11 protein-coding genes, 1 pseudogene and 1 riboswitch are annotated in these 12,701 nt (G+C 70.6%); of the genes and pseudogenes, 8 read left to right on the top strand and 4 right to left on the bottom strand.

Annotation, left to right across the window (positions count from 1 at the left end; genetic code table 11):
- Positions 1-16 precede the first annotated feature (16 nt).
- Positions 17-118, bottom strand: a riboswitch (TPP riboswitch).
- A gap of 378 nt (positions 119-496) precedes the next feature.
- Entirely contained in the window at positions 497-1,423 is a 927-nt protein-coding gene (locus AC27L4_RS09725; protein ID WP_487141887.1) for a calcium-binding protein, read from the top strand.
- Positions 1,424-1,569: 146 nt separating this feature from the next.
- On the opposite strand, the gene AC27L4_RS09720 is transcribed toward AC27L4_RS09725, so the two are convergent.
- Both AC27L4_RS09720 and AC27L4_RS09715 read right to left on the bottom strand, forming a co-directional pair.
- A complete protein-coding gene (locus AC27L4_RS09720; RefSeq protein WP_487141886.1) occupies positions 1,570-1,917 on the bottom strand; it encodes a hypothetical protein in 348 nt (115 codons plus the stop codon).
- A 33-nt stretch (positions 1,918-1,950) separates the two neighbouring features.
- Entirely contained in the window at positions 1,951-3,294 is a 1,344-nt protein-coding gene (locus AC27L4_RS09715) for an aspartate aminotransferase family protein (protein WP_487141885.1), read from the bottom strand.
- 460 nt (positions 3,295-3,754) lie between these two features.
- Here AC27L4_RS09715 and AC27L4_RS09710 point away from each other — a divergent pair, with 460 nt between their 5' ends.
- From AC27L4_RS09710 to AC27L4_RS09690, 5 genes and pseudogenes are all read left to right on the top strand, one after another.
- Positions 3,755-4,591, top strand: coding sequence for a DeoR/GlpR family DNA-binding transcription regulator (locus AC27L4_RS09710; RefSeq protein WP_487141884.1), 837 nt, complete (start codon positions 3,755-3,757; stop codon positions 4,589-4,591).
- A gap of 157 nt (positions 4,592-4,748) precedes the next feature.
- Complete coding sequence (locus tag AC27L4_RS09705) at positions 4,749-5,732, top strand: helix-turn-helix domain-containing protein (protein WP_487141883.1); 984 nt, start codon at positions 4,749-4,751, stop codon at positions 5,730-5,732.
- A gap of 322 nt (positions 5,733-6,054) precedes the next feature.
- Positions 6,055-6,720: a MarR family winged helix-turn-helix transcriptional regulator gene (locus AC27L4_RS09700; protein ID WP_487141882.1), complete on the top strand. Its 666-nt coding sequence runs from the start codon at positions 6,055-6,057 to the stop codon at positions 6,718-6,720.
- A gap of 43 nt (positions 6,721-6,763) precedes the next feature.
- Positions 6,764-7,042 (top strand): annotated as a pseudogene (locus AC27L4_RS09695) (TlpA family protein disulfide reductase); the annotation flags it as partial.
- The gene (locus tag AC27L4_RS09690) at positions 7,039-7,737 is read left to right on the top strand and encodes an MOSC domain-containing protein (RefSeq protein WP_487141881.1); all 699 of its coding nucleotides are present in this window, start codon (positions 7,039-7,041) and stop codon (positions 7,735-7,737) included. The pseudogene AC27L4_RS09695 and the gene AC27L4_RS09690, both read left to right, overlap by 4 nt.
- A gap of 12 nt (positions 7,738-7,749) precedes the next feature.
- Here the strand turns inward: AC27L4_RS09690 and AC27L4_RS09685 are convergent, their stop codons facing one another.
- Both AC27L4_RS09685 and AC27L4_RS09680 read right to left on the bottom strand, forming a co-directional pair.
- Positions 7,750-8,700, bottom strand: coding sequence for a phosphotransferase (locus tag AC27L4_RS09685; protein WP_487141880.1), 951 nt, complete (start codon positions 8,698-8,700; stop codon positions 7,750-7,752).
- Entirely contained in the window at positions 8,697-9,653 is a 957-nt protein-coding gene (locus AC27L4_RS09680) for a phosphotransferase (protein WP_487141879.1), read from the bottom strand. Before AC27L4_RS09680 ends, AC27L4_RS09685 begins: the two co-directional genes overlap by 4 nt.
- Positions 9,654-9,997: 344 nt before the next feature.
- Between AC27L4_RS09680 and AC27L4_RS09675 the strand changes: the two genes are divergently transcribed.
- On the top strand, positions 9,998-11,398 hold the full coding sequence (locus AC27L4_RS09675) for an amidase (RefSeq protein WP_487141878.1): 1,401 nt from the start codon (positions 9,998-10,000) through the stop codon (positions 11,396-11,398).
- 6 nt (positions 11,399-11,404) lie between these two features.
- Positions 11,405-12,649: an allantoate amidohydrolase gene (locus AC27L4_RS09670; RefSeq protein WP_487141877.1), complete on the top strand. Its 1,245-nt coding sequence runs from the start codon at positions 11,405-11,407 to the stop codon at positions 12,647-12,649.
- The last annotated feature ends 52 nt before the right edge of the window (positions 12,650-12,701 follow it).

Raw genomic sequence — 12,701 nt, 5'->3', positions numbered from 1 at the left:
TCAGACCCGCAGGGCTGAATGCCCCCATTCCCGTCCCTCCGCCGGCATGACCCGGATCAGGTTCAAGGGTCCGGCTTGCGCCATCTCAGCCCCTCGCGGGGCACCCCTCGGAATGCCGCAAGCATCTGCCGCAGCCGTGGGCTTGTCAACGGCGGAGTTTCCCGCCGTGGTCGGCTCGCGATCCGAATGCCGCGCACGGCGAGCGCGCCCGCAGGCCACGCGGAGCCCGCAGGTCACGGCGCCGGCGAGGCGACCGCATGGGCATTGGTCGGATATATTTCATTTGTAATGCTGTGACGGCAGATCGTAGCCGTCGCGATTTCGGTGGGTCAATTGTGTCGATATCTCAGTCGGTTGATGCGTATTTGGAGGGTGGTAGCGTTATTTTTCTCGAAAATTCATTGTTACATTTGAAATACTTACATAATAACTTGAATTTCACAGTAGTTATGATATTTTTCACCCAGGGCAAAGATCAACGCAACGGAAAGATGACATGACGACATTCACGCTCACCAATGCGCAGGACACGCTCAACGGCGGCAACGGCACCGACATATTCCAGGGAGCGGCCGGGGGCCTCGACACCCTCAACGGCAATGGCGGTACCGACTTCTTCTTCATCGAGGCCGGGCAGACCGGCTCGATCAACGGCGGCAGCGGGTATGATTTCCTGTTCCTGACCGGCTCCGGCGTCAACAACGAGCTCGACGTCAACCTGAAGATCTCGGGTGTCGAGGAACTGGTCGTCGACGCCACGAACCTGTTTGCAAGCGTGGCCCAGCTCAAGGGGATCCAGAAATTCGACATCAACAACTCATCGGATCAATTTCACTTCTTCCTGAGGGGGGCCGGCGGCGCCCTGGACTTCACGAACACGTTCACCGAACCGCAGAAGCTGGTCGTCGAAGCCGAGCAGGCGACGTCCGCCGTCCAGATCATCGGCAGCGTCAAGAGCGACGACATCTCCGGGTCCGACTTCAGCGACCAGCTCTCCGGCGGCAAGGGCAATGACACGCTGCGTGGCGGTGCTGGCAACGACACCATCAATGGCGGCCTCGGATTCGACACGCTCTACGGCGACGACGGGAAGGACCGGTTCCTGTTCAACAGCGCGCTGGGCCCGAGCAACATCGACCATCTCGGCGATTTCCGGCCGGTGGACGACGTGATCCTGCTGGATCATTCGGTTTTCGCCGCTCTCGGACAGACGAGCGGGAGCCTCACCGCCAGCGCCTTCAAGGTCATCGGGAACGGGCAGACGGTCGATGCGAACGACCGCATCATCTACAACCAGAAGACCGGAGCGATCTATTACGACGCGGACGGGTCGGGGGCCGGCGCGGCCGTCAAGTTCGCGATCGCCGACAATTTCTCCGGCGACGTGCCGGTCCTGACCCATCTCGACTTCCTCGTCGTGTAGTCGCAACCGGCAGCCTCCGGCGGATCCGGGCTCCCGCCGCCGGGAGGCGCCGGGCCGACGATCTGCTCAACGGCAGCATCTCCGCCCCGATGCCGGGGCGGAGATGCGGGTCATGCGCCGGTGTCCTCCTCGAATTCCGGGCGCCGTTACGCGCGGAAGCGGCGGATGCGGTCGGCCTTGGCGCGGCCGGCGGCGCTGTCCCGGCGCTCCAGGACGTTGGTGAGAGTGAACAGGCAGAGGCCGTCGACGGGGCTGCGCTCGACGGCGTCGACCATGGCGACGAACTCGGCGGCGCCGATCTCCTCGACGGCATTGTCGAACCCGCCGGGATGGAAGGGCAGGGTGTTGATGGCGACGGGCAGGTCCGGCTTGACGCCGCGCACAGCCTGGCGGATGCCGCCGATCAGGCCGCGAGTCCGCCCCTTCGATTGCGGCGCCGGGCGGGACCGACGGGCGCCGGGGCCCGGTCGCGGCAGGCCGAGGCGGGCGGTCATCCATGCCTGCTTCTTTAAGTTAGCCGGCTTCCTTCACCTCTCCGGCAACCCGCGCAGCACGGCGTCGCAGGCTTCCACCACCATGTCGGCATTGGCCTTGCTGAAGCAGAGCGGCGGGCGGATCTTCAGGGTGTTGCCGTAGGGGCCGGCTGCGCCGATCAGGATGCCGCGGTCGCGCAGGCCGTTGATCACAGCGGCGGCCGTCTCCGGTGCCGGGGTCCGCGCTTCACGGTCGGTGACGAATTCGAGGCCGATGAACAGGCCGGCGCCGCGCACGTCGCCGATGGCGGCGTGGGCGTTGGCGATCTCGCGGAGACCGCGGCGCAGGTGGTCGCCGACGATGCGGGCATTCTCCATCAGCCCCTCATCCGCGATCACGTCGAGCACGGCGAGGCCGGCGGCCGCCGCGACGGGATTGCCGCCGAACGTGTTGAAATATTTGTCCCGGGCGTTGAAGGCGGCGAGCAGGTCCGGCCGCAGCGCCATGCCGGCCATGGGGAAGCCGTTGCCCATCGGCTTGCCCATGGTGACGATGTCCGGGACGACGCCGTGGCGGGCGAAGCCCCAGAGCGCGTCCCCGGTGCGCCCGAAGCCGGGCTGGACCTCGTCGGCGATGAACAGGCCGCCATGGGCGTGCACCGCCTCGACCACCGGGGCGAGCAGGCCGACGGGATCGGCATGGACGCCGTCGCTGGAGAAGACGGTATCCGCCATCAGCCCGGCGAAGCGGATGCCGTGGCGCTCGAGGTCGGCCGCCGCCTCGGCCACCGCCGCGGCGAGGCGCGCGCCGGGGTCGGGCGCGGGGTCGCGGTAGATGTCGGGCGCCGGCACGGCCCGCACATGCGCCGCCAGCGGCCGGCCGGGCCGCGAGGACGGGGAGACGTCGGTGACCGCGGCCGTGTTGCCGTGATAGGCGGTGCGGGTGACGACGAAGCCGGTGCCGCCGGTCGCCGCCTGGGCCACGCGCAGGGCAAGGTCGTTGGCCTCGCTGCCGGTGCAGGTCAGCACCAGATTGCCGATCGCCGCCGGCATGGTCGCCAGCAGGCGCTCGGCGTAGGCGTCGACGATCGCGCTGAGGTAGCGCGTGTGGATGTTGAGCGTGCCGACCTGGCCGCGGATGGCCTCGACCACGCGGGGGTGGCAGTGCCCGACCGAGGGGACGTTGTTGTAGACGTCGAGATAGGCGCGGCCGTCGGCGGCGTGCATCCACACGCCCTCCGCCCGCACCATCTCGATCGGCTCGCGATAGAACAGCACCGAGCTCGAGCCGAAGGCGCCGAGGCGGCGGGCGACGGCGCGCCGCGTCCTGTCGTCGGCGGAAGTGCCGGCGCCCGGGTCGAAGGCGTTCAGAGCGAGAATTCCCTGGTCCTGCTGCATGGTTCCGCCTTCCCGCCCCGGGGCTCGCCTGTTGGATGTCCGCGCCGGCTCCGTCTCGTCTTCCCGGCCCCGGATATCGTGTCCCGTCGATCCGGCGAGGATCGTCCGACAATGTGGACATTCCCACAATGGCCGCGGAACCACGGCAACGAAGTGACAGAACCCGAGACACCGCCGATTTCCCCGGTGTGCAACCTTGGAAGCCGCGGGATTTCGCAACAAGCGCTGAACGTACACCCGAAGAGGCTGGCCAGGAAGGGCTCTGCGGTCGCATTCGCGTTTGAGGAAGGGGCCACATATTTGTGTGGACATCCACGACATCTCATGCGCAAGATTTGTCGGCGCGGGAGAGCGGCGGGGTTGGAGGTCCGGTCTTCAGCGGCAGGCGGCTTCTGTCGGCCGGGCCGTGGTTCGGCCGCCGGATTCTGCTTCGTCGGCATCCGCAGCAGGGAGGCGCGCGATGACGGGCAATGCATCGCCGACGGCCAGGGGAGGCGAGCGCCAGCGCGCGCCGCAGGGGCAGGACCGTGATCGCCTGTCCAAGGCGGTGCGGCATGAGCGCATCATCGCCCAGCTCACGGCGGCGCCGGCCCTCAGGGCCTCGGAGCTGGCGGTGGCGCTCAGCGTCTCCGGCGAGACCATCCGCCGCGACCTGGTCGAGCTGCACGAGCAGGGGCTGATCAACCGCACCTACGGCGGCGCCTCGCGCCCCTTCGCGGCAGAGGCCTCGCGCAACGACCGGCGGCGGGTGATGATCGCCGAGCGCGAGGCCATTGCCGCGGCGGTGTCGGCGATGATCCTGCCCAAGGAGGTGCTGATGCTTGGCGGCGGGACGACCACCTATCACGTCGCGCGCTTCCTGGCGGCGCGCAACCACGACATCACCGTCATCACCCATGATTTCGCCAGCGCCATCGCGCTCGGCACCAATCCGACCATCCGGGTGCTGTGCTGCGCCGGCCGGCTCCATGCCGGCGAGGGTTATCTGCTCGGCTCGCAGACCATCGCCAGCATCAACGGCTACGAGGCCAACCGCGCCATCGTCGGCGCCACCGGCATCGGCGCCCGCGGCCTCTACGACGTCGACGAGGAGGCGGGCGCCGTCTATGGCGCCATGATCCAGCGGGCGGCGGAGGCGATCGTGGTCGCCGACCACGGCAAGTTCGATCAGCTTGCCGTCGCCATCTGCGCACGCTGGGATGCGATCGACCGGCTCGTCACCGACAAGCCGCCCTCGGGAGCGCTCGCCCTGGCATTGCGGGAGGCCGGGACGGAGGTCGTCGTCGCCGAGCCGTGAGCGGCCGGCCCCGCGACTTCGCGGGGCGGAGCATCGCGGATCGGCGCACGGTTCCGATCCCGCGCACTCCGCCGAGGCTTTGAAAATCTGCAGGTTTCCGCACCGTCCCGTGGGGGCGTCAGCGAACCCTGCCTGGAATTGCAAGGGACCGAGCACCATGCAGATTTCCGCAATCGGCAACGGCCTGGCGACGCGGCAGCAGATCCGCATCGGCCGGCTCTGTCTCGAGGTCGCCGCCGCGGCGCGCGGCATCGTGTACGGCCGCGACCGGCTCGCCCCGACGGTGGACAGCGCCTATGTGCTGGTGATCCCGCTGAGCGACCCGCTGCATTACAGCCAGGCCGGCCGGGCCGGCACCATCGCCGCCGGCGAGTACCTGCTGCTGAACCAGGCGGACTATTACGAGATCGCCTCCGAGACCGATGCGGCGCTGCTGACGGTGCGCATCCCGGCGACGGAGCTGCGCGGCCGCCTCACCTCGGTCGACGACCATGTCGGCCGGCGCTTCGAGGCGCATGAGCAGATGACGCGACTGCTGGTCGATCTCGTGCGCGGCGTCGCCGACGCCTTTGCCGAACGGCCGCCGCCGAACCCTGAGGCATTGGCCACCGAGATCGTCAGCTTCGTCGCCCTGGCGATCGGCGCGGAGGACCGCGGCTCGACGCTCGACGTGCGCAATGCCCGCTATCGTCTCAGGCGGCGCATCTTCGATTTCATCGAGAGCCATCTCGGCGACCAGGATCTGTCGCCCAAGACCATCGCCGCCGGCAACCGCATCTCGCTGAGCTATCTCTACAGCCTGTTCAACGACGACAACACGACCGTCGGCCAGTTCATGCAGAGCCGGCGGCTGCAACGCGCCTACGAACTGCTGGTGGCCGACCCCAAGGGCCACCTGACCGTGGCCGAGATCGCCTACCAGGTCGGCTTCAAGAACGTCTCGCATTTTTCGCGCAGCTTCAGCCGGCAGTTCGGCATCGCCCCACGCGATGCCCGCCAGCTCGCCTGCCTCTCCGGCATCGGCGGCACCGCCAAGACGCGCGGGCGAGCGGCCGCGGACCGCCGGGACGGCGGGCCCCTCGACGGTGCCTTCGCGCTACGCTGGCAGGCGGCGGCGCCGGAGGGCGGCGTCTCGGCCTGACCCGGGCAGACGCATCCGGGGCCGGGGCTGGCCGACGCCCGCGCGGCGTGACCGGCATCAGGCGCACCACGGGCAACGACCATCGCCTCGCCTGCGAGTGCGTCGGGAATCAGCCTGGACAGGTTGATCTTGGCTTCGTGAACCGAGAACTGGACCATGGACATCTCCTTGGCCAATCACTTGACCAAGGAGATCGGGCCGGACAGGGCCATCGTGGATCGGCGTGGAATGTTGACCCGCTCGCTGTGGCGCGGTCCGCCTTTCAAGAGCCAGACCGGACAAGAGGCTTGACGATTATAGATAGGAATCCTATGAGATTACCATGAGCACCTTCGATGCCATCTCCGAGCCGCTGCCGCGCCGCCTGCGTGACGGGCTCGACCGGCTGGCCGCGGTGTTGAAGGCCGATCAATGGTCGGCCGCCGGTGCGGTGGGCCTCAACCCGACCCAGGCCCACGTCCTGTCCTTCCTCGCCGGCCGCGGCGCCGGCGGCCTGCGCGTCAAGGCGATCGCCGGCCATCTCGGCGTCACCCAGCCCACGGCCACCGACTCCGTCGCCGCGCTCGAGCGCAAGGGGCTGGTCGCCAAGACGGCCGATGCCACCGATGCTCGCGCCGTGGCGGTGGCGGTGACGCCGGCCGGACGCGAGGCGGTCCGCGCCGTCGGCCTCGCCGCCATGGCGACCGACATGGCGCTGGCCGAGCTGGCGCCGGCCGAGCAGGCCGACCTGCTGCTCCTGGTGATCAAGCTGATCCGCGCCCTGCAGCGCGCCGGCCGGCTGCCCGACCAGCGCCTGTGCGTCAGCTGCCGGCATTTCCGCCCGAACGCCTATCCGGGCGCGGATCTGCCGCATCATTGCGCGCTCGTGAACGCCGCCTTCGGCACCCGGCATCTCCGGCTCGACTGCGCCGAGCATGACATCGCCGAACCCCCGGCCCAGGCGGCAGCCTGGAAGAGCTTCGCCGGCCCGGGGGCCGCACCTCCCTAGCCCGGAAAGGACGGGATCCATGACGAGATTCGAGCCGCGGGGCATCGGCCTGCACACGGTGTTCGAGCATCACGCCGCGATGACGCCGGTGGCGCTGGCCGCCTTCCTGCACGAATACCGTTTCAGTTTTCCGGTCGGGGTCGACGAGGCCTCGCCGGAGGGCCCGATCCCGGTGACGATGCAGCGCTTCGGCATGCGCGGCACGCCGACCGGCATCCTGATCGGCCGCGACGGCCGGATCCGCCATCACGGCTTCGGCCAGGAGGAGGACATGGCGCTGGGAGCCCGCATCCAGGCCGCCCTGGCGGAGGCGGCGCCGTGAGGCTCGTGGTCGACGCGCTCAACGCCGGCGCCCTTGCGCCGCTCGGACCGGGAGGCCTGCCGAGCGGCATCGCCAAGACCGCGCAGCCAGGGCCCTGGCAGGTCACGCGGACGGGGCTCGCCGGCGACCACCAGGGCGACACGCGCCACCATGGCGGGCCGGAGAAGGCGCTGCATCATTATCCGCGCGAGCATTACCGGGCATGGGCGGCGGAAGATCCGGCGTCCGGCCCCTTCGTCGACCAGGCGCCGATGTTCGGCGAGAACGTCTCGACGACGGGCGCGACGGAACGGGACATCCATGTCGGCGACGTCTTCGCCTTCGGCCCGGCCCTGCTGCAGGTCAGCCAGGGCCGCCAGCCCTGCTGGCGCCTCAACGCCCGGACGGGCCGCTCCGACATGGCCCGCCGCGTCCAGGCCAGCGGCCGGACCGGCTGGTACTACCGGGTGCTCCGGCCCGGGCTGGTCGAGCCGGGCGCGGCCCTGGTGCTGGCGGCGCGACCGCAGCCGGCCTGGCCGCTCGCCCGTATTGCCGGCATCCTCTATGACGGGCAGGGCGGTCCGGCGGACTGGGCCGCGCTCGCGGCGCTGCCGGACCTCGCCGAAAGCTGGCGAGGCCTGTTCGCCCGGCGCCTCGACACCGGACGGATCGAGGACTGGTCGCGGCGGCTCGACGGCGAGGCGGCCCGGGCGTGAGCGGCCGGCCGCTCACACCGCGCGCAGCCAGGCGTCCCAGCGCGAATCGTACATCACGTCGCGAGCGCGCATATATTTCCACACCCCGTACTTCTGGTAGTCGAAGTCCCAAGCGTTCAGCTTGCGGTTCACCACCGCCCAGGACGCCCATTTGATGTCGGCGAGGGCGCGGTTGAGCCAGACCCGCGCCACCATGTCGGGCCGGACCGCGCCGAAATACTGCTCGATCAGCCCCAACGTCTGCCGTTCGTCGAAGAACATCTCGGCGAACAGCACGCCGAGCTCGTAGGCCCGCTCGTTGTTGGAGGCGAACTCGTAGTCGATCAGCTTCATCGGCCTCGGCGCGCCGTCGCCGACCAGGAAATTGCCCGGCATGGGGTCGTTGAAGCAGGGGACGAGGTCGAGGCCGGAGGCGAGGAAGGCGGCCTTGGCCTGGCGGTAGCGGTGCTCGATCCAGGGCATCGCCGGCGGAAAATGCGCGCCGAGCGAGCGGCCCTGGTCGAGATGCTCCTCGATCATGTCGAAGATGGTCTTGGTCAGCGACAGCGCCGGTCCGCCATGCAGGCGGCGATAGATGTCGAGCACGTCGGCCTGGATGGCGGGATTGGAGAAGTCGGCATTGGTGCAGGCGCGGTAGCCGGTCATGAACTCGCTGACCTCCAGCCCGTCGGCGGCGTCGAAGAACACGACTTCCGGCGCGATGCCGGCCGCGTGGGCGTTGCGGGCCGCCTCGTTGGCGGCGACGCGGTCGATGAACATCTCCGAGCCGGCGCCGGGGATCTTGACGAAGTAGCTGCGGGGATGGCCCTCGACCTCGACCAGCCAGTTCTGGTTCATCAGCCCGCCGACCAGGGCGGTGTAGCGCACGTTGCGGCCCCGCCAGGGGGCGACGCGGGCGACCGCCTGCTCCAGGGCGTGCTCATGGGCGGTGACCGCCTCTCCCAGGCGCTTTGCGACGCTCATCCGATCCTCCGCACCCATTCGCCGAACCGCGGCTCGCGCACAGCCATGCGGCAGCGCACGAAGCGCCAGGAGGCGAACTTGTAGAACTCCAGCGTCTTGCGCGCCGATTTCGCCGCCACGAGCGCGCCGATCAGGCCCCAGCGCAGGTCGTCGGCGACGCCATAGATCCGGGCCCGGTCGAAGGCCCGCTCGTCGAAGCCGCCGGTGAAGCGGATGAAGGCGTCGCGCGCCTCCGGCTCCTCGTCGAAGGCCTCGACCAGGAAGCTGCCGAGATCCTCCAGCGGGTCGGCGGTGGTCGCCCGGTCCCAGTCGACCAGGCGGACTTCGCCAGCGTCCGATATCAGCACGTTGGAGACGTTGCCGTCGCCATGGATCGGCACCCCGGCGACGCCGAGGGCGCTGACCGCTTCGCCGGCATGGCCGAGCTCCGCCACCAGCCAGTCCGCATCGGACGGCAGTTCGGCCCCGGCCGCCCGGGCGGCGGCATGGAAGCGCTCGATCTCGTCGAACACGCCCTCCGTCCTGGGCAGCGGCGGGCCGTCCTGAAAGCGGCGGCGGGCGGCGAGCACGCGGTCGACGATCGCGGGCTCGAGCAGGCGCTCGAGCGTGCCGACGCGCCATCCCCGGTCGAGGTCCTCCATCACCAGCACGCCGGTCGCGGCGTCGGCCAGATGCACCGTCGGGCCGACGCCGAGATCCGAGGCCCGGCGCGCGGCCTCGAAGGCGCAGGCGACGTCGATGGTCAGCGCCGCGTCGGCGTCCATCAGCTTGACGAACAGGCTTTCGCCACCCGCCTTGTCGACGACGCGCCAGGGCGAGCCGTCGACGCCGCGCCAGCTCGGCGAGGCGAGGATGGGAATGGCGGGCTCGGCCGTCACCTCCCGGTGCTCCCAGCCCGGCACGGCGCGCAGGCTCGCCCGCACCTGCGCCAATTCCCCGTCGAACCCTCTCATATCGCGCCTTCGGTCTTCCTGCCGGTCCCTGGATGCGGCGAAGCGCGGCCGAAAGCCGTGTCCCGCCAGGGTAGTGTCGCGGGGAACTGCCGAAAGGGGGATGCCTGATGCTCCACCATTTCGTGCCCGGCACACCGGCGCCCTACCGCCCGGCCGGCAATCTCCGCTAAAGCGTCTTGCGATCTGACGGAATCGCGTCAAGCCGCAAAGACGCGTCGAAACAAAGCGTTAGAGCAAAACGCGTTTCCACCGAAACGCGCTTGGCTCCGGTCCGGCTCCGCCGAGGGCGCGGCGAAAGCGGCCCGGTGGGCGGCGGGTCGCCACGTCCTGGCCAGGGAGGGTCCATGTCGATCGAGAAGCTGGTGGCGCTGAGCGTCGGCGACCTCACCCGGGCCTATGCGGCGGGCAGCCTGTCGCCGGTCGAGGTCCTCGAGGCGGTGCTCGCCCATGTCGAGGCGGTCAACCCGGCGGTGAACGCCCTGTTCTCCATCCGGCCCGACGAGGCCCTGGCCGAGGCCCGCGCCTCCGAGGAGCGCTGGCGGGCGAAGGCGCCGGCCGGCCTGCTCGACGGCGTGCCGATGACGGTGAAGGACAGCGTCGCCATGACCGGCTGGCCCTATCTGCACGGCATCGCCGCCAACGCCGACCTGCCGCCCTCGACCTATGATTCGCCGCCCGCCCTGGCCCTGCGCCAGGCCGGCGCGGTGATCTTCGCCAAGACCGCCATGCCCGATTGCGGGCTGCTCGCCTCCGGCATCAGCTCGATGCATGGCGTCACCCGCAACCCCTGGGGGCTTGCCTGGAACACCGGCGGCTCCTCCGCCGGCGCCGGCGCCTCGGTCGCCGCCGGCATGGGCTTCCTGTCGGTCGGCACCGACATTGCCGGCTCGGTGCGGCTGCCCGCATCCCATTGCGGCATCGCCGCGCTGAAGCCGACCCATGGCCGCGTGCCGCACCTGCCCGCCGACACCATGCGCATGGCTGGGCCGATGGGCCGGCGGGTGGAGGACATCGCCCGGCTCCTGACCGTGCTGACGCGCCCCGACCAGCGCGACACCTGGAGCTTCCCGCCGGATGCGACGCAGTATCAGGCGCATCTCGACCGCGACCTCGCGGGGCTCAGGATCGGCGTCCTCACCGACATGGGCTTCGGCCTCAGGCCCGAGCCGGCGGTGCGCACGGCGGTGGAGGCGGCCGGCCGGCTGCTGGCCGGAGCGGGGGCCCGGGTCGAGCCGTTCGCCCCACCCTTCTCCGAGGACGCCTACGCGCCGATCGACCTCTTCCTCCAGGTTCGCGGCTATTGCGAGGTCATGGGGCTGCCGCCGCACGGCGAAGGCGGCGTCAACCCCCATGTCCGCGACTGGGCGAAGGGCGGGGCGCGGCATTCCGGCGCCGACGTCTACCGGGCGCTCGGCGAGATCAACCGGGCCAAGGCCAGGCTGCTCGCCGCCTTCGAGGGCTGGGACTATGTGATTTCCCCGACCCTGCCGGTGGTGAATTTCCCCGCCGAGGATCCCGGCGTGGTGTTCGAGACGCCGCTGGCGCACAGCCTGTTCACCGCCCTCTACAACCAGACCGGCCAGCCGGCCGCGACCGTCTGCACCGCTTTCGATGCGCGCCGCCTGCCGATCGGCGTGCAGGTGATCGGCCACCGTTTCGACGACCTCGGCGTGCTGCAGGTCGCCAAGGCCCTGGAGGACCGGCGGGGCTTCGCCATGGACTGGCCGCTCGCGCCGCGCCCCTGACCCGCCATGACCCGATCGCCGGCCTTTCCCGTCCTGCACGATCTCATCGCCGCCTTCGCCAGGCACGGCGACAGCGGCGACGGCGGCGTCCGGCGCCTGACGGCCTCGATCGAGGACAAGGCGGCGCGCGACCTGCTGGCCGCGGAGAGCCGTCGCCGCGGCTTCGATCTTTCCGTCGACCCGATCGGCAACATGTTCGGAGCCGCGGTCCTGGCGCCGGCCTCGACCGAGGCCGTGCTGGTCGGCTCGCATCTCGACAGCCAGCCGACCGGCGGGCGCTATGACGGCACCTATGGCGTGCTGGCGGGGCTGCTGGCGGTCGAGGCCGTGGCGGCGCGGGCGGCGCGGCAGCCGGGCGCGGCGCGGCGCAACCTCGTCGTCGCCAACTGGACCAACGAGGAGGGGGCGCGGTTCCAGCCGAGCCTTACCGGCAGCTCGGTCCAGGCCGGTCTGCTGCCGCCGGCGGCGGCCCTGGCGCTCGCCGACGGCGACGGCGTCACCCTCGGCGAGGCGCTCGCCGGCATCGGCTATCGCGGCGAGGGGGCGCTGCCCTTCCGGCCGGCGCGCTATGTCGAGCTGCACGTCGAGCAGGGCGCGCGGCTGGAGGAGGCCGGCGCCGACATCGGCGTGGTTGAGGGCGCCTGGGCGGCGCGCAAGCTGTCGCTGGTCTTCACGGGCGAGCCCTCGCACACCGGCCCGACGCCGATGCCGCGGCGGCGCGACGCCCTGCGCGCGGCGGCACGGGCCATCGATGCGCTCCACGCCGTGGTCGAGGCGAGCGGCTCGGGCGCCCATGCCTCGGCGGCACGGATCGTCGTGCACCCCAACTCCCCCAATGTCGTGCCCGACCGGGTGCAGGTCTGGTTCGAGTTGCGCCACGAGGACGAAGCGCTGGCGGCGGCGCTGGGCGACCGGTTCCTCGACGCGGCGCGGGCGGCAATCGGGCCGCTCGGCGTCGGCCTGGCCGTCGCCGCGGACGAGCGGCGCGGCACGGCGCTGCTCGATCCGGCCGGCGCGGTCCTGGTGCGCGAGGCGGCGCAGAAGCTCGGCTTCTCGACGCTGGCGATGAAGACGGTGGCCGGGCACGACGCCCTGGCGCTCAACCGGCGCATGCCGGCCTCGCTGATCTTCGTGCCGAGCCGGGGCGGCCTCAGCCACACGCCGAAGGAGTTCACGGACGCGGCGGCCCTGGACAAGGGCCTGGCGGTGCTGATCGAGGTGCTGTGGCGGATGGTGACGGGGGAGGAGTGAGAGGGAAGGCGCTCAGCCGGCGCGATCATCGGCCTTCGCGGCCGTGGCGAAT

The sequence above is a fragment of the Labrys sp. Lb11 genome (genome assembly GCF_057554225.1).
Note: the sequence above shows the minus strand (reverse complement) of the source record. Positions and strands in the feature narration are given on the sequence as shown.